Annotated in this window: 16 protein-coding genes and 1 pseudogene; 4 read left to right on the top strand and 13 right to left on the bottom strand. The window is 38.3% G+C overall.

Annotation, left to right across the window (positions count from 1 at the left end):
- Positions 1-214: 214 nt before the first annotated feature.
- The 5 genes from ruvA to argR form a co-directional block, all read right to left on the bottom strand.
- Entirely contained in the window at positions 215-808 is a 594-nt protein-coding gene (ruvA, locus tag A3IA_RS0106260) for a Holliday junction branch migration protein RuvA (RefSeq protein ID WP_018380468.1), read from the bottom strand.
- 9 nt (positions 809-817) lie between these two features.
- Complete coding sequence (locus A3IA_RS0106255) at positions 818-2041, bottom strand: MFS transporter (protein ID WP_026217591.1); 1224 nt, start codon at positions 2039-2041, stop codon at positions 818-820.
- 36 nt (positions 2042-2077) lie between these two features.
- The gene (gene mutL, locus A3IA_RS0106250) at positions 2078-4054 is read right to left on the bottom strand and encodes a DNA mismatch repair endonuclease MutL (RefSeq protein WP_018380466.1); all 1977 of its coding nucleotides are present in this window, start codon (positions 4052-4054) and stop codon (positions 2078-2080) included.
- Between the two features lie 818 nt (positions 4055-4872).
- A complete protein-coding gene (gene mutS / locus A3IA_RS0106245) occupies positions 4873-7434 on the bottom strand; it encodes a DNA mismatch repair protein MutS (protein ID WP_018380465.1) in 2562 nt (853 codons plus the stop codon).
- A gap of 11 nt (positions 7435-7445) precedes the next feature.
- Positions 7446-7883 carry an arginine repressor gene (gene argR, locus A3IA_RS0106240; RefSeq protein WP_018380464.1) on the bottom strand — a complete coding sequence of 146 codons (438 nt, stop codon included), beginning with the start codon at positions 7881-7883 and terminating at the stop codon, positions 7446-7448.
- A gap of 158 nt (positions 7884-8041) precedes the next feature.
- Between argR and argS the strand changes: the two genes are divergently transcribed.
- Entirely contained in the window at positions 8042-9733 is a 1692-nt protein-coding gene (gene argS / locus A3IA_RS0106235; protein WP_018380463.1) for an arginine--tRNA ligase, read from the top strand.
- Between the two features lie 41 nt (positions 9734-9774).
- Here argS and A3IA_RS0106230 read toward each other — a convergent pair whose 3' ends face one another.
- Positions 9775-10362, bottom strand: coding sequence for a helix-turn-helix domain-containing protein (locus tag A3IA_RS0106230; RefSeq protein WP_018380462.1), 588 nt, complete (start codon positions 10360-10362; stop codon positions 9775-9777).
- A 289-nt stretch (positions 10363-10651) separates the two neighbouring features.
- Here A3IA_RS0106230 and A3IA_RS0106225 point away from each other — a divergent pair, with 289 nt between their 5' ends.
- Positions 10652-11098: an organic hydroperoxide resistance protein gene (locus A3IA_RS0106225; RefSeq protein WP_018380461.1), complete on the top strand. Its 447-nt coding sequence runs from the start codon at positions 10652-10654 to the stop codon at positions 11096-11098.
- Between the two features lie 627 nt (positions 11099-11725).
- On the opposite strand, the gene A3IA_RS0106220 is transcribed toward A3IA_RS0106225, so the two are convergent.
- From A3IA_RS0106220 to A3IA_RS11935, 6 genes and pseudogenes are all read right to left on the bottom strand, one after another.
- Positions 11726-12604, bottom strand: a complete 879-nt coding sequence (locus A3IA_RS0106220) for a YitT family protein (protein ID WP_018380460.1) — start codon at positions 12602-12604, stop codon at positions 11726-11728.
- Between the two features lie 292 nt (positions 12605-12896).
- Positions 12897-13835, bottom strand: coding sequence for a YitT family protein (locus A3IA_RS0106215; RefSeq protein ID WP_018380458.1), 939 nt, complete (start codon positions 13833-13835; stop codon positions 12897-12899).
- Positions 13828-15579, bottom strand: a complete 1752-nt coding sequence (gene aspS, locus A3IA_RS0106210; protein ID WP_018380457.1) for an aspartate--tRNA ligase — start codon at positions 15577-15579, stop codon at positions 13828-13830. Before aspS ends, A3IA_RS0106215 begins: the two co-directional genes overlap by 8 nt.
- Positions 15580-15735: 156 nt before the next feature.
- Positions 15736-16470: an ABC transporter permease gene (locus tag A3IA_RS0106205; protein WP_018380456.1), complete on the bottom strand. Its 735-nt coding sequence runs from the start codon at positions 16468-16470 to the stop codon at positions 15736-15738.
- Entirely contained in the window at positions 16460-17371 is a 912-nt protein-coding gene (locus tag A3IA_RS0106200) for an ABC transporter ATP-binding protein (RefSeq protein WP_018380455.1), read from the bottom strand. Before A3IA_RS0106200 ends, A3IA_RS0106205 begins: the two co-directional genes overlap by 11 nt.
- A gap of 19 nt (positions 17372-17390) precedes the next feature.
- Positions 17391-18507, bottom strand: a pseudogene (locus A3IA_RS11935) (ThiF family adenylyltransferase).
- A gap of 262 nt (positions 18508-18769) precedes the next feature.
- Here A3IA_RS11935 and A3IA_RS0106190 point away from each other — a divergent pair.
- Both A3IA_RS0106190 and A3IA_RS12285 read left to right on the top strand, forming a co-directional pair.
- Positions 18770-19483: a LytR/AlgR family response regulator transcription factor gene (locus tag A3IA_RS0106190; RefSeq protein ID WP_018380453.1), complete on the top strand. Its 714-nt coding sequence runs from the start codon at positions 18770-18772 to the stop codon at positions 19481-19483.
- Entirely contained in the window at positions 19473-20777 is a 1305-nt protein-coding gene (locus tag A3IA_RS12285; protein WP_018380452.1) for a GHKL domain-containing protein, read from the top strand. Before A3IA_RS0106190 ends, A3IA_RS12285 begins: the two co-directional genes overlap by 11 nt.
- Positions 20778-20965: 188 nt before the next feature.
- Here A3IA_RS12285 and hisS read toward each other — a convergent pair whose 3' ends face one another.
- Complete coding sequence (hisS, locus tag A3IA_RS0106175) at positions 20966-22246, bottom strand: histidine--tRNA ligase (RefSeq protein WP_026217588.1); 1281 nt, start codon at positions 22244-22246, stop codon at positions 20966-20968.
- Positions 22247-22815 lie beyond the last annotated feature (569 nt).

The raw sequence follows: 22815 nt of genomic DNA, 5'->3' as shown, positions 1-22815 counted from the left end.
ATACGACCAGATACTTCACTAACCAGTATGCTAAAGTGTATGACGACGTGACAACTCAAAAACCATTTGCTTTGATTCTGAACGATGTCCGTGACAAAAGGATTTACTAGGGGAGTTAAGTGCGAGCTACAAAGTGGGAAAAAAGAAAACTTTATCAACTCAAACATCTTCATCAGATTTCCTATTTTCGCTGGATTTGTTTTGCTCTCACATTTTACTTCATCAACATTTTTAGGGCTGATTTGATGTATTGTTCTGCGGTTTCTTTGGTTCCTTCGAAGAAGCCTTTGATTTTTTTAAGTTCGCTAGCTTTATAACCTAGGGCTAGAAGGGCTTCCATAGCTTCATCCAACTGTTCATTTGTCGTAGCGGTTTTCGTTTTCGGTGCCTTACCATTTTCCATTGGGGCATCGACAAATTTACCTGCTAAGTCAAGAATCATTTGTTGAGCTGTCTTCTTACCAATTTTAGGGAATTTCATTAAATACTTGATGTCACTATTATCAATAGCCTGAACCAAGCCCTCATTATCATCCACAGCCACAATCGCAAGTGCTGTCATTGGCCCAATGCCTGATACTGAAATTAATTTAAGAAAGACGTCTTTTTCTTCATCTGAGTGGAAGCCAAACAACAGATGAGCGTCTTCTCTGACAACATGGTGCAGATAGATCTGAACGTCTTGATTGACACTTTCTGAAAATGAGTAAGGATTAGCAACGTAGATGATATAACCTAATCCACTTGCTTCTACCACAATAAACTTTGCGGTAATTTTCGTCAATTTTCCTTTAATATAATCGTACATGAATTCTCCTTAAAAAAGATGGTGCAACTTAGCTGAATGCACTATAAGATATAGCCCTAATGAGGCGATGACGATAAAAATCAGCTGAACGCCTAATGTTCCTGCAAAATCACTGAACGAAACCATAGCCCCAGCGATAATAATCCCCAGAGGTTGGGAAATCGCCAAAAAGCCTGAATACGATCCAATCTTGTTATTATCCATCATCTTGACACGAAGAACCTGACTAGCCGGTATATAAATCATCTCGCCTAAAGTATAGACTACCGCTGCTAGCATGATGGGAATGAGGCTCTTAAAAGTTAGGGCTGCAAAAATCCCCGTTGCAAAAATTCCACCTCCTAAAAGAATCTGAAGCAGTAAAGACATCTTTTCTGTTAAACGGTTGATGCTCGTCATCAAAAGGACAATCATTACAGTATTAATAAGCAAAGCTAGACTAAGCAATTTGGACCCACTAATCGTTATACCAAATAAATCCGTCTCCTGATAGAAGGTCTTATAATGGATAGGAATATAGTTGTCAACCTGTCCCCAGACAGCTGCAAAAAGGATGGTGCCTAAAGTATACAGCATAAATACCTTATCTTTAGCAACTTCACTGTAATTGTGAAAAGTTGCCAAAATACCACGCCCATGGGCAAAAGCAAAGTTTTTGGGACGAGTTTCTTCAAATTTCCAACGCATAATGATATAAGAAGACGCTGCAATAAGCGTCATAGCAAGAAGCAACTCAAAAAAGTGGTGGTCATAAAAAGCGCCAGCAATCCCAGCTCCCACCATAACCGCAACATTGATTAACCAGTAATTAATAGTGTAAACAAAACGCCGATTTTCTTCAGTGGTTAAGTCAATCAACATAGCTTCATAAGCTGGATAGGCAAAATTAGAAGCCACTTCAACCGTAAAAATCCCAATGAAAGTCATGGCTGGTTGAACCTGCCCGGGTAGATTCGCAACTGTTGTCAGAACATAACCTATAAAAACACCAAGATTTCCCAAGTCCGTCACTTTTTTTCGTCCCAAAGAATCCGAAAGATGACCCCCATAAAGAGTAGCAATAAAGCTAACAATTTGCGTCACAATAACTAACAAACCTGTAATAAAAGCGCCAAAGTGTTGCACATAATACATAGACATAAAAGGGAAAATAGCGCTCCCTAGAATGATAGAAACAAACCGTAATTCCTCTCGCCATTGCAATTGCTTGGGCAAGGTAAAAAATTCTCTCATAATATCCATTACAATTAAGTTGACAAACCTGTCAACTTAATATTTTCCTAAATCTCTTAAACTTGTGTGATTTTCTTGAATTCTTCTGAACATTTTTTCCATATCAGACGATGAAAAGTTAATCAAAACTGGACGTCCATGCGGACAGTTATAAGGATTCTGACACTTAGACAATTGGTAAATCAAATTACGTGCAGAATAGTCATCAATGATATGATTAGCCTTAATGGATCGCTTACAACTCATCATAATGGCTAGCTCTGCACGATATTTTTTAATAGAAACCTCGTTTGTCAAAAGGAGCATGTCACACATTTCATAGACACCTGCTTCAATCTCTTCCTCCTTCATCCAAATAGGATGTTCACGCAGAATAAAAGTATTATCCCCATAGGCTTCTAGATAGATACCCACTTGATTTAACAGGGGCATTTTCTCTTGTAAATTCAAAAAATCAGAGGATGAAAATTCGAACAAGTACGGAACTAAAAGCTGCTGTAATGAGCTGTCAACATCACCAATTTTATCGCGATAATACTCATACTTAACACGTTCTTGAGCAGCATGTTGGTCGATGATATAAAGACCACCCTTACCCTGTGCAAACAGATAAGTCCCATGCATCTGACCAAAATAATCCAGCTCTGGGAAAGTTGACGTTTCTTCGGTTTCTAAATGGTCAATCATGCGGTTGATTTTTGATTTATTTTGAAAATCAAGACTACCATGTTCTTCATTATCAAGAAGATTTTTGTCTCTTTCGGCAAATTTTATATTTGGCGATACCTTGACATCTTGATTGACACCATCGTCAACTTCATTTACAGCGATGTCAACCTCAGTGAGAACTTCTGTTTTTTCAAATTGGATTGGTTCTTCCAAAACATTCGGTCTTTCAATAAAGTCCTGCTTGTCTGCATCGTAATAGATATTCGATTGTTTTAATGACAAGCTAGTTTGTACAGGTTTTTCTGCCGTTCGAGTTGCGGACTTAGCTAAATTTTCCAATGCATCTGGAATTAAATCCTGTTCTTGAAGCGATTCCTTGATAGCCGTGCTAAGCAAGGTCATCAGTTCACGTTCTTTTGAAATGCGGACTTCTTGCTTGGTAGGATGAACATTGACATCCGCTAAATAAGGATCGATTTGAATATCAATGACCGCAATCGGAAAACGACCAACCATCAGCTTAGAACCATAGCCATCCAAAATAGCACGATTAAGAAGGAAATTCTTGATGTAGCGCCCGTTAATCAATAATGTGATATAGTTGCGGTTGGCACGGGTCAATTCGGGCAAACTGACATAACCTGATACTTCGAAGTCTAAATCAGACGTCGAAATTTCTACCATTTTTTTTGCGGTATTAAGACCATAAATACCCGCAATAGCCTGTCTTAAATCCCCCGTTCCTGCTGTCTGAGTTATTTGACGTCCATCGCTGGTTAATGTAAAAGCAATATCGGGATGGGCTAAACTCAAACGGTTTATAATATCAACAATATGAGCCAGTTCAGATTGTAAACTTTTGAGGTATTTGAGTCGAGCTGGTGTATTATAAAAGAGATTCTCAACAGAAATCTTAGTTCCTGCTGGGCGTGAAATAGTCTCTACTGACTCAATATGACCCCCTTTAGCAAACAAGGCTGCTCCAACAGTTTCATCCTCACTAGCTGTTTCCATGGTTAGATGTGAGATTGAAGCAATAGAAGGCAGGGCTTCGCCACGAAAACCTAATGTTCTGATGCGGAACAAATCAGCCTGTTTTTTGATTTTACTTGTGGCATGACGGCGCAAACTCAATTCCAAATCATCACGGCTCATCCCAATCCCATTATCGGTAATGACAATTTTTCGTAGACCAGATTCTTCAATGTCAATGCTGATTTGGTTAGCTTTTGCATCGATGGCATTTTCCACCAATTCTTTCACAACACTTGCCGGTCGTTCAATGACCTCACCAGCAGCAATCTGATTAGCTAAAAGTTCTGGTAATTCAATAATTCTACTCATACTGACCTCGCTTTATATTGCTAACTATTATAACACAAATATCCAATCAGCTTGGACAATAAAAAGCCTCCCTTATAAGCAATAGAACAATTGAAAATGTAAGGCTTTATTGCAATTCATAATTAACATCAGACTAGGCAAGTCTGATAGAGCTGAAGTGGATTTTCGAAGACTATTATCCTTAACAAAAAATAAAATAGACACTATGAAACTACCGCTATCTTCTAATCCAATGAAGCGAATTTCAAAATAAGTCCTATGCTTCCTATTACAGACGTATCTCATGCCTTTTTCTAAGTCATGAGACTTAGCGCTTTTAGCTATTGTTAATCTTCTTTGTTTCGCATCACAAACGGTTACGAATCAAGTTTTTGAATCGCTTGATAAGGGATTTAAAAACTGCAGAGAATCATTCCACACTTGGATTGATCTGACTTAAAATCAATTGTTCATAGAAGTTGGGCTATCATCTATCTTGGAGTTTTATTTAGTATAGTCTTTTAAATTAACTTTGATACATCGTCACTTTCGACTTGCCCTACTCATACTCTTCGAAAATCAAATGCAGACCTTGTTGACTTGATTTGATGAAGACAGTTCTATCGGCTATCTGTGTCGCCTAGTCTGATTTTGATTTTCATTGAGTATCAAGCACTGTTTACGTCTTTGTGTTCCTTGTTCTGAAAGTTAATTCAGTTGACTATATTAGTAACCCTTTTCTGAGAATTTTCTTTCCCAAGAAAACGAAAAAAGTTGAAGAAAAAGTCCTTTTTGGACAATTTACTTCAACCTGAGGCTTTTTGATTTTTGATAAAAAATTAAAGTAATTTTTTGAGTTCGAACAAGGTGTTCATGGCTTCCATTGGGGTAAGATTTAGTACGTCAACTTTTTCTAATTGAGCTGCCAACTCAGCATAATTATCATCTGCAAAGAGAGATAGTTGACCAGCTGGTTCCCCCACCAGATTAGTTGAAGGTGGCTCCGAGTCTGAGAATGGGTCAGTTTTCAAGTGCGCTGAATGGCTTTCTAAATCTTGTAAAATATGATCCGCTCTTGTTAGCACCGAAGCGGGTAAGCCCGCAATTTTAGCCACGTGAACCCCGTAAGATTTGTCAGCCGGACCTTCAGAAATCTTATGTAGAAAAGTCACCTCGCCTTTCTCCTCTAAAGTTGCCACATGAACATTGACAAGGTTTGTCAATGTTGTTGACAACTCTGTCAACTCATGATAATGGGTTGCAAACATGGTTTTAGCCTTAATCTCATTATGGATATATTCAATAATGGACTGAGCCAAGGCCATACCATCATAAGTCGCTGTTCCACGTCCTAACTCATCAAAGAGGATGAGAGAGTCTGACGTCGCTCGTTTGATTGCTTGGTTCGCCTCCATCATTTCAACCATGAAAGTAGACTGTCCCGAAATCAGATCATCCGCAGCGCCAATACGAGTGAATATGGCATCAAAAATCGGAAGATTGATGGTATCAGCTGCCACATAGCCACCCATTTGAGCCATAACCACAGACAAAGCTAGCTGTCTCATGTAGGTTGACTTACCACTCATATTTGGCCCTGTAATCAACTGAATAGTTGTTTCTTGCTTGAAGTGAATACTATTTGGGATATAAACCTGTGTTCCCATAACCTTTTCCACCACTGCATGTCGACCCTCAACAATCTCAATAGCATGTTGGTCATTAAACACAGGTCTCACATAATGATTGCTTTCAGCAACGACAGCTAAACTTTGCAACACATCTACTTTTGCTAGAACTTTTGCTAGTGCTTGCAGGCGATCAATATAAGTCTCCACACGTGAGCGAATTCGCATAAAAATCTCATATTCCAGATTAGCCGATTGCTCTCGCGCCTCTAGCATTTCTCCCTCAATCTTAGCCAATTCTGCGGTACCAAAACGTTCCGAATTTTTTAGCGTTGCTTTTCTAAAGAAATAATCTGGCACTAGAGAAAGGTTAGAGTTAGTCACATGGAAGTAGTAACCATCTTTCTTATTATAATCAATCTTAAGAGTAGAAATCCCCGAAGCCTGTCGCTCCTTGGCTTCAATATCAGCAATCCAAGCACGCCCCTCTTTCATGACCTTACGATAGCGATCCAAAGTGTCATCAAAGCCCGTGCGAATAATACCACCTTCTGAAATGGTCGCTGGCGCGTCTGGATCGATTGCTAGACGAATCAAAGTTTCCAAATCAGCAATGCTGTCAATTTCTCTGTCAATCTTGTCAACAACATCTACTTCAAAAGCTGATAAGACAGCTTTTATAAGAGGAACCTTTGTCAATGTATTCCCTAATTGTAAGAGATCTTTAGGAGAAGCCTTACCAAAAGAAACACGGCTGGCTAAACGCTCAATATCGTAAACACCTTTAAGACTTTCCGTTAAATCACTTCGGTTGATAAAATCATCTAAAAAGGCTTGGATAATATCCTGACGTTCTTTAATATCCTCAAAGCGGATAAGTGGACGGTCAATCCATTGACGGAGAAGACGCATGCCCATAGCCGTCTTAGTCTCATCAAGAAGCCAAAAGAGACTACCGTGCTTCTTACCGGTACGAGCATTCTCTAGCAAATCCAAACTAGACTTAGTCGCATAGGTCATCTGTAAGTAATCTTTAACCTCATAATGCATCAAGGCTTGAATATGCTTGAGTTCTCTCTTTTGTGTCCGATGAACGTAAGAGAGCAATTTTAAGGCACTTGCCTGTTCAAGAGGACTCAAGTCGTCTGAAACCAAGTCTCTATCTTCAAAAAGCTGATCTTCATAAGACAGAATCAAATTCATTTGCTTAGCGAAGACTTCCTCGTCTTCGTCTGAAAGCTCAAAACCAATAAGTAGCTCTTTCGCTCTGAGGTTCTGGATTTCACTTTTAACTGTCAAAAAGTCAGCCAAAACAGTCACCATAAACTCGCCCGTAGCCAAATCCATATAGGAAAGACCATACTGGCTACCATCAAAGTCTAAGGCAACTAAAAAGTTATTAGCGCTATCTGGCTTACTAGAATCCACGGCTGTACCTGGTGTGATAACTTGAACCACATCACGTTTGACCACACCAACAGCCTGCTTAGGATCCTCCATCTGCTCCGCAATGGCAACCTTATGACCCATTTCCACCAGAACGTCAATGTAGGCTTGGGCAGAATGATAGGGTACACCCGCCATAGGAATAGGGTTCTCAGCATTTTTATTACGGCTAGTCAAGCTAATCTCTAAAATTTGTGCCGCCTTGACCGCATCTTCATAAAATAATTCATAGAAATCCCCCATACGAAAAAGCAAAAAAGCATCTGGATAATCTGCTTTAATATCCAGATACTGTTGCATGCCGGGAGAAATTTTTTCTTTTACCATGGTTAATCCTTCTACAATTGTGCTGAAATGTCTTGATAAATCGCCTCTGCCGTCTCTTCACTTTGACAAATAACCAAGAGCGTGTCTGCTCCCGCAACGGTACCTAAAATATCACCGCGTTCTTCTTGGTCGATAATGTTGGCTAAAACATCCGCTTCACCCAAATTGGTACCCAAAACAAGCATAAATTGGACTTTAGAGACCTTATTGACAAAACTACTAGCTCGCTTGCTAAATTGATCGTCATCCATCTCGTTCAAGCTATAGTAAAGTTTCCCCTTGTCACTACGCAACTTGATCAATCCAATCTCGCGTAAATCTCTGGATAAGGTCGCTTGAGTGACAAAAATATCTTGATGTTCAAGGAGGGCTTTTATTTCCTCTTGCGTGCCAACTTGATTATGTGTAATAATACGCTTAATTTCCGCTTGACGTTGTATTTTATTCATCTTTATCATATCCTTTTTACTCTAACTCACCATAAATTATAGCAAAAAAGGTTGATTTTTTCATCTTTTATCTAATTCCATAGAATTTCAAAAAAGTCTACTAAGCTTTTGAAAAAATATGTTAAAATGGTTAATAACATAAAACCAAAGGAGACATCATGACCGAAAAACAACTAATCGCTTCAAAACTTGCTGCAGTGTTAAATGACCTGGATCAAGAAGCAATTGAAAAACTACTTGAAAAACCTAAAAATGCTAGCATGGGAGACCTTGCCTTTCCAGCATTTTCATTAGCTAAAGTCCTTCGCAAAGCACCAAATATGATTGCTGCTGAAGTTGCCGAACAAATCGATGCTTCTGACTTTGAAAAAGTACAAGCAGTTGGCCCTTACATCAACTTTTTCTTAAATAAATCTAAGATTTCAAACAAAGTATTGGGAGAAGTCATCGCAAAAGGAAGTCAATACGCCAGCCAAGATCTTGGACAAGGACGCAATATTGTTTTTGATATGTCTAGCCCCAATATCGCTAAACCATTCTCTATTGGACACTTGCGCTCAACTGTTATAGGAGATAGTCTAGCAAACATCGTAGAAAAATTAGGCTATAATCCTGTGCGTATCAATCACCTCGGAGATTGGGGTAAACAGTTTGGGATGCTCATTGTCGCTTATAAAAAATGGGGAGATCAACAAGCAGTTGAAGCCAATCCAATCTCAGAACTTCTCAAACTTTACATTCGTATCAATGCAGAAGCTGAAGAACATCCAGAACTTGATGACGAAGCACGCGAGTGGTTCCGTAAACTTGAAGCAGGTGATAAGGAAGCCGTCTCCCTCTGGCAATGGTTCCGTGACGAAAGTCTTGTTGAATTTAACCGAATCTACAAAGGACTTGACGTTGATTTTGACTCTTACAATGGTGAAGCCTTCTACAATGACAAGATGGATGAAGTTGTTGAGCTTTTAGAAGAAAAAGGCCTCCTTCAAGAATCACAAGGTGCCCAAGTTGTTAATCTTGAAAAATACGGTATTGAACACCCAGCTTTGATTAAAAAATCAGACGGAGCAACACTTTATATCACACGTGACTTGGCGGCAGCCCTTTTCCGTAAGCGTACCTACGATTTTGCTAAATCAATCTATGTCGTTGGGAACGAGCAGGCAGCACATTTTAAACAACTTAAAGCCATTCTTAAAGAAATGGACTACGAATGGTCAGATGATATGCAACATGTTGCTTTTGGTCTTGTTACTAAAGAAGGTAAAAAATTATCAACTCGTAAAGGTAATGTCATCCTTCTAGAACCGACCATTGCTGAAGCTGTTAATCGTGCCCAGTCTCAAATTGACGCTAAAAACCCTGATCTTCCAAATAAAGAAGCTGTTGCTCACGCTGTCGGTGTCGGAGCTATCAAATTCTACGATCTTAAAACAGACCGTCTGAATGGCTATGATTTTGACCTTGATACCATGGTTTCCTTCGAGGGAGAAACTGGACCTTACGTTCAATACGCTCATGCACGTATTCAGTCAATCTTGCGCAAATCTGATTTCAAACCAAATCCAGAAGCTGCTTACAGCCTATCTGACAACGAAAGCTGGGAAATTATCAAGTTGATTCAAGACTTCCCACGTGTTATCAGACGTGCATCAGACAACTATGAGCCATCAATCATCGCTAAATTTGCCATCAATTTGGCACAAAGTTTCAACAAATACTATGCACACACACGTATTCTTGATGACAATCCAGAACGTGACAGCCGCCTAGCACTTTCATACGCGACAGCAACTGTTCTTAAAGAAGCTCTTCGTCTTCTTGGCGTTGAAGCACCAAACGAAATGTAATAGTATGAAAAAACACGACCCTCACGGGCGTGTTTTTTACATTATGGTAAGAACCTCACATAAATCAAGGCAAGAAGAGAGGCTAAAACTGCAAAAGCTAGAATGAAACCAAGAACAATCAAAGGCTTTTGATAAGGGTACTTAGCTTTTTCAATTCTTGTCTCTAAATCATCCAAAGTTTTTCCTTGACTAAAGGCAAGAATTTGACGATAAGTTTTCAAATCATAATTGTCTTTTATTTTTTCAACCTTATGAGCATAATAAATTCCAAAAGCTGCTAAAGGAAGATAAACTAGCATTCCCCACCAATCTAAATAATAAAAAGCAGGAAACACAGTAAACAAGAGAGCTAACATTGCCCACATCATCTTTTTGGTATAGCAATCCATAAGATCGATATCTTCTTTCTTAACAATTTTTTTCATTTTATCGAGATCTCCTTCAATTAGTTGAGCCAAGGAAACCTTAAAACAATGACTAAGTAAGACGAGCGAGTGAACATCTGGATAGGACTTTTCAGTCTCCCAGTTGGAGATCGTTTGTCTAGTCACATAAATCTTCTCCGCCAAACCCTCCTGAGATAAATTGAACTGCTGGCGATAACTTTTAATATTTTTTCCAACTTCCAAGTGATACCTCCTTTCTAAAATCTGCTACAAATTTCCTGATTTCCTTGGTCACTCTTAGTCTATAGCTTTTATTAAATCTATTCTACCAAATCTTTTTGATACGACATAAAAAAGGGTTGTCAAAATATTTTGACAAACGATTTGAAGCATTACCTTTACAAAATTGTCAACTTAAGCGCCTTTTTCTGCGAAAAACTTCACTAAAGCCTATTTTTCAAATCAATAAACAACTAGTCTGCCTTTTGACCTTGAAAGTGTTATAATAACATTAGATATGGGGGGTACTGATATGTCAAATTATCAAAAAATCTATGAAACTTCTGCTGTTAACACTGGTGGACGTAGCGGTATTAGCTATGTTGAAAACAGTAGTTTTCAAGTCACAATCTCAAGCCCTAAAGAAATGGGGGGCGACGGCAATGGTACAAATCCTGAACAATTGTTTGCACTTGGTTACTCAGCTTGTTTCAATAGTGCCTTGGAAGTTGTACTTGGACTAGAAAATATCAAAGCTAAGTCAATGATTACCCAACGCACACAACTTTTCAAAGCAGACGGTGCTGATTTCAAACTGGGTGTTGAAATCGAAGTTTCTGTTGATGGTAAATCAGCAGATGAAGCCAAAGAACTCGGTGAAAAAGCTCATGAAGTGTGTCCTTACTCTAAAGCAACACGTGGTAATATCGATGTGACTATCATCGGTGTTGACTACGATGCAAGTAAAGAAGCTAGATAAGTTTATCTAGGCTCTGTAATTTCCGTAGTGGGTAACCCCACTCTGGAGATTATGGGGCTTTTTGATTATATGAAAGTCCCATATGGCTTATAATAAAAAGCCCTACACTCTCCTTAGAAAGCACCATCTGAGCTCCTTAATTATTGAGACTAAAAGACTCAAATATCAGCCATTTGCTTGTTAAAAACAATCTCATATCAGTGCGAAACTGGCTTATCCAGCTTCCTTATGTCTTCATTGCCAAGCAAACATGATTAAATACGATTTTCATAAACCATTAACAATCTCCATTCTGGATATTTAAAGCCTGCTTACCCTCTAAAACGGTGCTTTTAACACAAAAAAGAGAAGACGATAAGGTCTCCTCTGGTATAATCAAATAAATTAACTTTCAGATAAGGAGCAAAAAGACACGGACAGTGCTTGATACTCTTCGGAAATCAAAAGCAGACTTTGTTGACTTGATTTGATGAACTTTAGTTCTATCGGCATCGGCGCCGCCTAGTCTGCTTTTGATTTTCATTGAGTATGAGTACGGCAAGTCGAAAGTGACCATGTGTCAAGTTAGTATAAAAGACGATGCTTAGCTATTATAAGTCACTCACTACGGTTGACAAAGAGGCTTTTTTATAACTCTTTATCGTAATTTTTCCTTATAATTTTAAAATCCGATGAAATCACTTCATCAATATTAAGAATTGAAATAAAGGCATCTGGGTCTAATTCTGCCAATATATCTTTGACCTCACGCACTTCGTTAGGATTCAAAACCACGTAGAGAATATCAAAGCCACGTCCAGTATAAGCTCCTTTTCCTTGCAGGTAAGTTACCCCGCGATTAATTTCTTGTAAAATTGCTGCCGAAGCTTTATCTGACTCCTTGGTAATAATCAGCATACCACGAACCATATAACCACCGTTTTGCACAACCGTCAGAACTTGGCTAAAAACAAAACTGGCTATCAAAGTATAAAGCATGTGTTTTAGGTCAATATAAACTAAAGAGGATGCTAACACCAAAACATCAATCATCAGTAAGGTTTGCCCCAGCTTCATCCCTGTTTTTTCTTCCAAAACACGTCCAACAATGTCTGTACCACCAGTTGTCGCACCATAACGAAAGACAACCCCACTACCAATTCCAGCAAAAATACCAGCGACAATCGCGACTAGCATCATATCGTCCTGTAAACCAAGCTCCATGGGAACACGTTGCCAAATCCAAATAAAAATAGACATGGTTACAGTACCATAAATGGTTAGTAGCAGTGATTTCTTTCCAAAAACACGAGCCCCCAATACAAAAAGAGGTATATTAATAAGCAAAGACGATAGAGCAGGATCCAAACCAAAAAGAGCATGTAAAATCAAAGTGATTCCCGCTACCCCACCTTCTGCTAGATGGTTTGCCATATTGAAATTCACAAATCCAAATGTGTAAAGAGCTACACCCAATGTAATCCAAATCAGATGAATACCATCCGAAAGGTGCCATCTAAATTTCATACCTCACCTCTTCTTAATACAATGCTCTTCAAAAATCAAATTCAGACCTTGTTGACTTGGTTTGATGAAGACAGTTTTATCTGCATCGGCGCCACCTGGTCTGAGTCTAATTTTCATTGAGTATAAAATCTTATTTTTTTAAAGATTAATTTCTCATTTCGCCGTCATAAAAAGAGCCAGTAGCTCCTTTTACCTTATCATATATCCAAAAACTTCCAAGCACCAGAGAGAAAAGTCGCCAGATTGTCTCCCTTATTTCTAGACTTGGGTCCAAATGGTTCCGTCGAGCTTTTTAATCATCGTTAAATCTTCCGATTATCTGAACATTTTCCGAGATAGACACAAAAGCTCGGGGATCTGCTTTTGCCATTAGTTGTTTAAATTCTGTGTATTCTTCCCTTGTGATGATTGCTAAGAGCACTGCCTTATCTTCATGTTTAAAAGTACCATGAGCATCATTTATCGATGTGACGCCACGATGCAATTTTTTATGAATCATAGCAACCACACGATCAGGTCTTGATGTAACAATCATGGCCTGCATTTTCTTTTGTTTGGTATAAATCGCATCAGTGACACGACTTGACACAAAAATGGTTATCATAGAGTAGAGGGCATATTGCCAGCCAAAAAGAAGACCGGCAAAAATCATAATAACTCCATTAACAAACAGGGAAATGCTGCCCACATTACGTCCTGTTTTTTTACGGATAGTCAAGGAAACAATATCGGTACCGCCACTAGAAATTCTAGAGCGAAGCCCGACACCAACTCCCAGACCCATGAATAAACCACCAAAAATGGCATTAATCAGAGGATCAGTTGTCAAAGTCACCTGTGGCATGAGATGAATAAATAAAGAACTCATAGAAACTGCCATAAAGGTGAAGACGGTGAATTTATGACCGATTGTGTACCAAGCTAAAATCAAAAGTGGGAGGTTGATGGCATAAAAAGTCAAGGAAATTGGCGTTGCATAACCGAAACTTCTCTCCGTCAGGGCTGATATAACCTGTGCCAAACCTGTCGCACCACTTGAATAGACATGACCCGGCTGGAAAAAGAAATTCACAGCGATACTAGATAACATACCATAAAGCAGAGAAGCTGAAATCTTCTCTGCATATTTTTCTCTAGAAATACTTCGTAAGGTACGCCACAAACCAAATCGCTTGGCTACAACATTTACTTCGTATCTTACTCTTTTAAGAAAAGTCGTTTTTTTAGTCATTTAACTGTAATTGTAGGGCTAGTTCCTCAAGTTGTTTGTCAGCAACCACACTTGGTGCTTGCGTCATAGGGTCAGTCGCTTTATTGTTTTTAGGGAAGGCAATCACTTCACGGATATTATCCTTGCCAGCTAGAAGCATGACAAAGCGGTCAAGACCGATTGCCAAACCACCATGTGGAGGGAAACCGTAATCCATAGCTTCTAATAAGAAACCAAATTGCTCATAGGCATCTTCTTCTGCAAAGCCAAGCGCCTTAAGCATGCGTTCTTGCATATCTTTTTGGTTAATACGAAGACTACCTCCACCGAGTTCATAACCATTAAGAACGATGTCGTAAGCAACTGCACGAACATTGGCTAAATCACCTTCAAGCTCATGAGCAGAGTCTTCTGTTGGCAAGGTGAATGGATGATGGGCTGACATGTAGCGTCCTTCTTCTTCAGACCATTCAAACATTGGCCAATCGACAACCCAAAGGAAGTTGAATTTAGAGTTGTCAATCATGTCAAGTTCTTTGGCAATACGTCCACGTAAAGCACCAAGTGTATCATTAGCTACTTCAAGCTTATCTGCAACAAATAGCACCAAATCATTTTCTTCAAGTTGTAAAGCTGCTGTCAAGTCATCTTCGATATTTGTCAAGAATTTAGCAACAGGACCAGCGATAGCACCGTCTGTTACCTTGACCCAGGCGAGACCTTTGGCACCAAATTGCTTAGCAAATTCTGTCATCTTGTCGATGTCTTTACGTGAATACTTATCCGCACTTCCTTTAACGACAATTGCTTTAACCGCTGGAGCTTCTGAGAAGACTTTAAAATCAACGTCCTTGACAATATCTGTCAAGTCTTGTAAAAGCATGTCAAAACGAGTATCTGGTTTGTCTGAACCGTAAAGATTCATAGCGTCATCATAAGCCATACGTGGAAATGGTAAGGTTACCTCAATTCCCTTAGTATCTTTCATGACTTTAGCAATCATACCTTCAACGATGTCTTGAATTTCTTGCTCGTTAAGGAATGACGTTTCTAAATCGACCTGTGTAAACTCCGGTTGACGATCTCCACGCAAGTCCTCATCACGGAAACACTTAACAATTTGATAGTAACGATCAAAACCAGCATTCATCAATAATTGTTTCGTGATTTGTGGGCTTTGTGGAAGTGCGTAAAAATGACCTTGGCTGACACGAGATGGCACAAGATAGTCACGCGCACCTTCTGGCGTTGACTTAGTCAACATTGGTGTCTCAACATCAATAAATTCAAGCTCATCCAAATAGTTACGGATAGAATGTGTCACCTTAGCACGTAGTTTGAAGTTTTCCAACATTTCTGGACGACGAAGATCCAAATAACGGTATTTAAGACGATTATCATCAGAAACTTCCACACCGTCTTTTATTTCAAAAGGTGTTGTTTTTGCAACATTAAGAACGCTCAAGGCGCTTACTTTCAACTCAACCGCACCTGTTGCAAGATTATCGTTAGCCTGCTGGCGCGCTTCAACAGTCCCTGTAACCTCAATAACATATTCGTTACGAAGGCTTTCAGCAGTTGCCATCACGTCACTTGAAACTTCTTCAGGATTGATCACCAGCTGCATAATCCCTTCACGGTCACGCAAATCAATAAAAATCAATCCACCTAGATCGCGACGACGACCTACCCAACCTTTGAGGGTGATTTCAGTTCCAATGTGTTCACTACGAACACGACCAGCATACATACTACGTTCAGTCATTTTATTCTCCGTATATCAGTATTTCACACGCAAGACCTGCGTATCATTCCTTATCATTATAGCAAAAAGCACTTAAAAACCCCACCCTTTTAGGCGGAGTTTTGAGAAAAACAATCCTTTACTCTAGGGATTCCCTATCATCACTATAAATGATGATCATACTTTTCGGTGTAGTTGCCACACTGAGAGTGAACTCGTCAAGAGCAACCAAAACAATAAAACAAAAATGTCACGAGCAGCCACAGGATAATCTTGATAGACAGATAACCTAATGAGATTTCCAGCAGGGACAAAGGGGAGAAGGCTGTACAGCCTTAGTAAAAAGGCAGGTATTCTATCTGCGGGAAACATTATAGGTGAAAATAGTAAGCCAATCATGAGGATTAATTGAGTGATTAAAGACATGGCACTTGGTGAGGTCGAATAGGCAATAGCAAATCCTATTGATAGCATGGTTAATAGGATTAACCATAGAAGCCCAAAACTCCCAATAGACAGCTGTGGTAAAAATTGAAATTTTACAAAGACTGTGATTAGAGATAGGATGACACCCAAAAAAGAAACGATAGCCCAAATAAACAGTTCAGAAAAGAGAATAAAACTTCTTTTTACAGGTAAGGTTTTCAAGTAGGTTACGAGTCCATCTTGCTTTGCGCTACTGATAGTTTGCGCAGCAATGGTACAGCCTATTGTTATCATACCTAAAGTCACTGCACCTGAAGCCAAATAAAGTTGCGCTTCTGGAGTTCTGGGTTCCACAATTAATGAATAGCCATAAATCAGAGCAATAGACATGAAAAATTGGACAATACTACAAAGTATTATTAGAGATTTATTTCTGACATAACTCCAAATTAACAAACCTCGTATCTGTTGATAATTACTTTTCATTGGATAGAACCTCATAATAATCATTTAAGCCTAGTGTAGATAGGTGGTAGTTACTGATCGTCTTAGCTATGATAGCATCCTGCAACCAAGTCAATAATACGGGTAAATCGGGTGTTTCAATCCTTGCTGAAACCTCCAAACTATCACTGATAGTACAGTCTAAGGGAAAACTCTCCATTGTTTTTTGAGAGTATACCGTGAAACGAACTAAGTGACCTGCCATGTTCTCAAGCGATTTGACGTTTCCACTTGCCTTTACTTCTCCTTGTTCCAACATATAATACTTATCAGCGTATTTTTCTACTTCTAAAATATTATGTGTCACAATGATAAGAATATGCCCTCTTGAAGCCAACTTTCTAAGATATAACCATAGGCGAGTCCTTCTCATCGGATCCACATCATTTGTCGGTTCATCCAGCAAAATGATTTTAGGAGCACCAACAATCGCCATGGCAAATGAAGTTAGGCGTTTAAGTCCACCTGATAGCTTTTCTCCTTTTTGATTCTCCCATTTTGTGATGTCTAATGCCTCTAAAATATCATCAACTTCATCTTTTAAAGCAGCTGGATCTATCCCTCGGATGCCTCCAATCGAGCTTATGGCTTGCCTCACACTTACTCCTTTCAAAGGGGCATGCATTTGCGGCATCATTGAAGTGTAAGATCTAGCTAGCTTGGGAGATTTCGTAAACGATTCTTGTAAATAGGAGATGTCTCCCTTATCTGAATCTGTTATACCGATGATTTGATTCAACAAGGTGGTTTTTCCTGCACCATTATGCCCTATTAAAGCTGTGATTTCTCCTTCGTTGAATTCACAATTCAACTCTTTGTTTGCAAACTGTTTCCCCTTAGCGTATCTTTTAGAGATATTCGTCACTGCTAAACAATTCTTCATATTCTATTCCTTCTTACCATCATGAATTATAATGATTAAAAATTTCCCACTCAGAAATAGTTCCTTTTCCACAAGTTGGGCACTCATCTTCATATCTAGGCCATGGTTTATGACAGAACGAAGCACCTGTTTCATAATTAATCTCAAATTGTGTACTTAAACTCATTGGTTCAGTATATTTTGTTAAAAGTCTTACTGATTCATCAACTATAGCACTACATAACTGAAGAATTGCAGGTGCATAAGCTATTGTGGGAGGATCAAATTTAATTTTCTGAAAGCCAATAAATTGATCTATAAAGTTAGGAGACGTCTTTGTATAATGGATATTTAGACAGTCAAAGCATCCTGTTTTTTTGGAATAACACTATAAACTCGATCCCTACTTACTTGCGACCCTCCAAAGACACAAGGTACTCCTACTTTAACAATGGCTTTATTAACTATTCTTTGTGCTACAAAAGGCGGTTCGTCTATTGCACAAATAACCAGATCAATGCCATCAAGTAATTCTACTACATCAGACACAGAAGTAATTTTTTTAGTAATGGCATTTATGCTAACAGATGAATTCATCTTCTGAAACTCTCTTAAAGCCGTTTCTGTCTTCAATTTCCCTATATCATCTTCTTTATACAGCAATTGCCTTCCTAAATTTGAACTTTATCATAATCTACAATTGTTAATTTTTTAGGACCTATGCCAGCTAGTAAACTTAAAATATTAGAGCCTCCTCCCCCCAGACCCAATAATAAAATTGAACTTTCATTTAGTTTTCTTTGTACAGTTAAACTTTCATCATAGCTACCAAGATAGCGTCTAAAATAATTAACATTCGACATATACCGTTCTTCCACAAGGTTAACATCCTGATACTCTTCTATAAAACCTTCTTTGTCTAATAATTCCAAAGCGAATACAATATCATCATGTGTTACCTCAGGGTAGATTGCCTGCAAATCAGCCTCAATTAGAGGTAATTCTCTTCCATCTAATCTTTTTACAAAATCCCATAATTGTCCTGTCGGATCTTCAAATTCTCTTGTAATATTCATTTGAGCACCGATTCTAAATCTATTCTTATCTAATTTATATACTGGGTAGATATTTTTTATCCGTGGCCTACTATATCCCATCATCAAACCTCTCCTCATTAAGATAAAAAGTAGGCTGATTGCGCAACCTACTTTATAAATTTAAACAATCACCCATGAAACTTCAGCTGTTTCCATCGGTTTACGAACGGTCACTTCCCGCATAATAACTACCTCCTCCTCAATTGATAGCCCTATTTTAACAAGTCTTCCCAATCGATAGAAAATTCTGTCAAAAATAGCCGTTTTTAAGTAAAATTTGGTACAATAGTATAATTTTTTTTCAAACAGGAGGAGATTTTTGATGATTCGTATCGCTTTATGTGATGATGACAAGGGAGTTGGTTCAATGGTTGAAGATGCCCTTGATAAATTCTCAAATAATTCCTATTTTTCATTAGACGTCTATGAACATCCTCGTAAATTGTATGAAAAAATACTAACAGATTATCAATTGTTTATTTTAGATATTGAAATGGGAGATAGCTCTGGTATCGAACTGGCAGAATACATTAGAAGTAAACATGCTGATGCCATAATCATTTTTTTAACAAATCATCGTGACTACATGGAACAGATTTTTCACGTACAGACCTTCGATTATCTGCTTAAACCTCTTGATAGAGAAAGATTTTATCAGTGTCTGAACCGTAGCTTGAAAATTTTGGAAAATACCAATCACTATTTTACTTTTTCCTACAATCATGCCTACTATAAATTACCTCTTAAAGACATTATTTTTTTCGAAAAGGACGGTAGAAAGGTTTATATCCATACAAGGTATGAAACCTACACTGCTCTCTTATCAACCAAGGAGGTTCTTGCTCAAGTTTCCCAACAATTTATTCAAATTCATAACTCCTATATCTTTAATGTCAACTATTTCTACAAATTTGAAAAACAAATGATTACACTTCTTCAAGAGTCACAATTTATCAACCTGCCCGTTAGTCGAAAATTTAAACGACACTTACAAGATACTATTCTAATGAAATTGAAAGACAGTAATGGTTATTAAAGGCTTATTTCATCTCTATACATCTATCATCAACATATTAGTTATCAACTATTTTTTCTCAAGAGCGACACCCCAAAAAATCAACCAGCTCATCTCCATTCTCACACTTGGAGTGCTTGTAATCATTGAGGTTCTAGCCAACTGCTTCTTAAGGACTAACTTAGCTTCCCTTATCACTGTGATCTGCTCTTTTCTCACTTCTTTCTATATCGCTTCTATTTATGATTATGGCAGAAAACAAGGGCTTTTCTGGGCAATTCTTCTGCAAACTATTGGTCTTCTATTCGAAGCCATTCTAGGCTTTAGCCTAACCCTGTTCTTTGGGGATGCCTTGATAAATTCGGCGACATTTACCTTTATTTATATTAACTTATTAGCTATTTTAAGCATCATCATGAGTTTTTATTTAAAACATTTTTTCTTGTTTGAACTCAGTGATACTGATAACCACCATAAACAAGGGGCTTGGATTATCTGCTTATCGCTAATTCCTGCCATCACCTGTGCTCTACTCTTTTTTCAATTATTTGATAGCTCAACTCATTACGAATTGGATGCCTCAACCCTTATCTACTCCTTTGGTTTTATGGCAATAACGATTATCTCTCTGTACACCTATCGTTATATGATGATTCAAAATACTAATCATTACAATACCAAACTTGATAATATCAGATTTCAAGCGCAACTCCACAATATGCAAAATCTCAAGGATTCTCACCTGAAAGTCCGAGCATTAAAACACGACCTACACAACCATCATATCGTTCTAATAGGTCTCTTAAAGCAAGAAAAATTTGATGAGGCTGAGCAACTCATCAACAATAATCTAGCACAACTTACCGAGACTAACGATACCTTTTTTACCAATGAACTGATATTAAATCACTTGCTAAACCAAAAATCGCAAACTGCCAAAGAAAATAATATCTGCTTATCCATCAGTTGTCTCATCCCTTCCTCTACACGTCTAAAAACAGATATAATAGCTATCATCGTTGGAAACCTTTTGGATAATAGCATTTCAGCAGTCATCCGAAACAAAAGAACGACTGAGAAAAAAATCAATCTTATCATCAATCTTTACAATGAGAAACTATATATCGCCATAGAAAATGGCTTCGATCCTCAAGAAGCACATTCTCGAAAACAACGACTTTATGATGGATTGGGTCTTCGAAATATCAAAGACATCGTTAACCGTTACCATGGACTCTATAAGCAAGAAATCAATGAGAACATCTACAAAATCACCATTTTATTTCCTCACGTTGATAGTATTACAAATAAATAAGCTAGTAGCATCTCAACTTGAAACAAAAAGTACATGTAAAAAAGCGATTCGAGCAAGATTTCAAACTTCTGGAATCTTACTCGAATCGCTTTTTATAGTTATTTTTAATAACCTCTTACAAACCAAGACTAAACCAAAATCACTTAAGAACAAATTATTAGCGATTTTGATGTCTAAATAATATTATTCTATGCTTCTAACCTCTGGAGAATGCTTGCAAAATCTTCGCTAATCTCTTCAAAAGTTACCGTCANCTCTTGACGGGTAATATTATTTTTAACAGTTACTTGTCCTGCCTCAACTTNACTGCCACCTAAAGTCATAATTGTTTTGGCCTTAAAGGCATCCGCTGATTTGAATTGGGCCTTGATTTTACGACCGATAACATCACGCTCTGCTGCAAAGCCCTGAATGCGAATAGCTTGAACAAGCTCTAACGCTTTGCTATTTGCTTCAGCCCCCAAAACAGCAATATAAAGATCCATATCAGATTCAATTGGAAGCTCAATGCCTTGTTTGTCAAGAATCATTAGCAAGCGTTCCAATCCAAGACCAAATCCAAAGCCGGGCGTCTCAGGTCCACCGAAATACTCAACCAAACCATCATAACGACCACCTGCACAGATGGTCAATTCTGATTTCTCAATGGTTGTGATGAATTCAAAAATGGTGTGATTGTAGTAATCAAGCCCACGAACCATGTTGGTGTCAATCACATAGGGGATATTAAGAGCTTCAAGCATAGCACGTACTTCATCAAAATGCGCTTGGCTCTCATCATCTAAGAAATCCAAAATAGACGGTGCATTTTCAACAGCAAGTTTATCTTCTTTTTCTTTAGAATCAAGAACACGAAGAGGATTTTCCTCCAAACGTCGTTGACTATCTTTAGAAAGACTATCACGCATTGGTGTCAGGTAATCAATCAAGGCTTGACGGTAAGCTTGACGGCTAGAAGTATTTCCAAGACTATTAAGGTGAAGGACAACATCCTTGATACCAAGTTCTGTGAAGAGTTGGTAAGCCATGGCAATCGTCTCAACATCTGTAGCTGGGTTGCTTGAACCAAAAGCCTCCACACCGATTTGGTGGAATTCACGCAAACGCCCAGCCTGAGGGCGCTCATAGCGGAACATAGAGCCGATGTAGTACATTTTTACAGGCTTCTGTATTTCTGGTGCAAAGAGTTTGTTTTCCACGTAAGAACGCACAACAGGTGCTGTCCCTTCAGGTCGAAGGGTAATGTGGCGGTCACCCTTGTCGTAGAAGTCGTACATTTCTTTGGTCACAATGTCAGTCGTATCACCCACCGAACGCGAAATCACTTCATAGTGTTCAAACATTGGTGTACGAATTTCACCATAATTGTATTTTTTAAAGGTCTCACGTGCAAAATTTTCCACATATTGCCATTTGGCACTATCTGCAGGAAGGATGTCCTGGGTTCCTTTGGGTTTTTGAAGCTTCATCATATCAGATACAGAGGTCATGACATTCGGTAACAGTGGAAAATCGTGATAAATGACAGATTTCATCGATTGACCTTGTTACCAAAGATTTAGACCATGCCCCATTACTCAGACACAGTCTCTAGACCTCCCCTTTCTCTAGACTTAATAGAATCTATTTTACCATGAACAGATAAAATTTTCGATAATATCAAAAGAAAAGATACGACATGCGCACGAAAAAAATGCATGTAGCCATTTTCTAGACACATACATTTTTTAATATATTGCCACTTTTTATATCCAATTCTAATTATTTGCTCGATTTTACTTTGATTACAGCATGATGCTAAAAAGATGACATTATTGATGAAAAATCACTATCAGAAAACATAAATNTTTCCATACGTTTGGCGTAAAGAAAAGAGAGTCTCTCTATCCTAATGCCAATCAAAAGAGTTCAGGCGCAAACAAATGATTGTCATAATAAACTCAGCACATTCATCAAAACCACCCGCTTGGTAGCTACGTTAACACGTATTGACTACACAAATAGGTAAGCACTCGTCCTTAACATTAAAATAATCTTA

The sequence above is a fragment of the Streptococcus thoraltensis DSM 12221 genome (assembly GCF_000380145.1).
Classification (GTDB): domain Bacteria; phylum Bacillota; class Bacilli; order Lactobacillales; family Streptococcaceae; genus Streptococcus; species Streptococcus thoraltensis.
The sequence above is the reverse complement of the archived record's forward strand: the minus strand, read 5'-3'. Positions and strand labels throughout refer to the sequence as shown.

Coding starts and splice junctions, on each gene's coding strand:
- A3IA_RS0106220 (WP_018380460.1), bottom strand. CDS start 12,604: ATGAAATTTAGATGGCACCTTTCGGATGGTATTCATCTGATTTGGATT.
- A3IA_RS0106215 (WP_018380458.1), bottom strand. CDS start 13,835: ATGACTAAAAAAACGACTTTTCTTAAAAGAGTAAGATACGAAGTAAAT.
- ruvA (WP_018380468.1), bottom strand. CDS start 808: ATGTACGATTATATTAAAGGAAAATTGACGAAAATTACCGCAAAGTTT.
- mutL (WP_018380466.1), bottom strand. CDS start 4,054: ATGAGTAGAATTATTGAATTACCAGAACTTTTAGCTAATCAGATTGCT.
- aspS (WP_018380457.1), bottom strand. CDS start 15,579: ATGACTGAACGTAGTATGTATGCTGGTCGTGTTCGTAGTGAACACATT.
- A3IA_RS0106205 (WP_018380456.1), bottom strand. CDS start 16,470: ATGAAAAGTAATTATCAACAGATACGAGGTTTGTTAATTTGGAGTTAT.
- A3IA_RS0106225 (WP_018380461.1), top strand. CDS start 10,652: ATGTCAAATTATCAAAAAATCTATGAAACTTCTGCTGTTAACACTGGT.
- A3IA_RS0106190 (WP_018380453.1), top strand. CDS start 18,770: ATGATTCGTATCGCTTTATGTGATGATGACAAGGGAGTTGGTTCAATG.
- A3IA_RS12285 (WP_018380452.1), top strand. CDS start 19,473: ATGGTTATTAAAGGCTTATTTCATCTCTATACATCTATCATCAACATA.
- argR (WP_018380464.1), bottom strand. CDS start 7,883: ATGAATAAAATACAACGTCAAGCGGAAATTAAGCGTATTATTACACAT.
- argS (WP_018380463.1), top strand. CDS start 8,042: ATGACCGAAAAACAACTAATCGCTTCAAAACTTGCTGCAGTGTTAAAT.
- mutS (WP_018380465.1), bottom strand. CDS start 7,434: ATGGTAAAAGAAAAAATTTCTCCCGGCATGCAACAGTATCTGGATATT.
- A3IA_RS0106200 (WP_018380455.1), bottom strand. CDS start 17,371: ATGAAGAATTGTTTAGCAGTGACGAATATCTCTAAAAGATACGCTAAG.
- A3IA_RS0106255 (WP_026217591.1), bottom strand. CDS start 2,041: ATGAGAGAATTTTTTACCTTGCCCAAGCAATTGCAATGGCGAGAGGAA.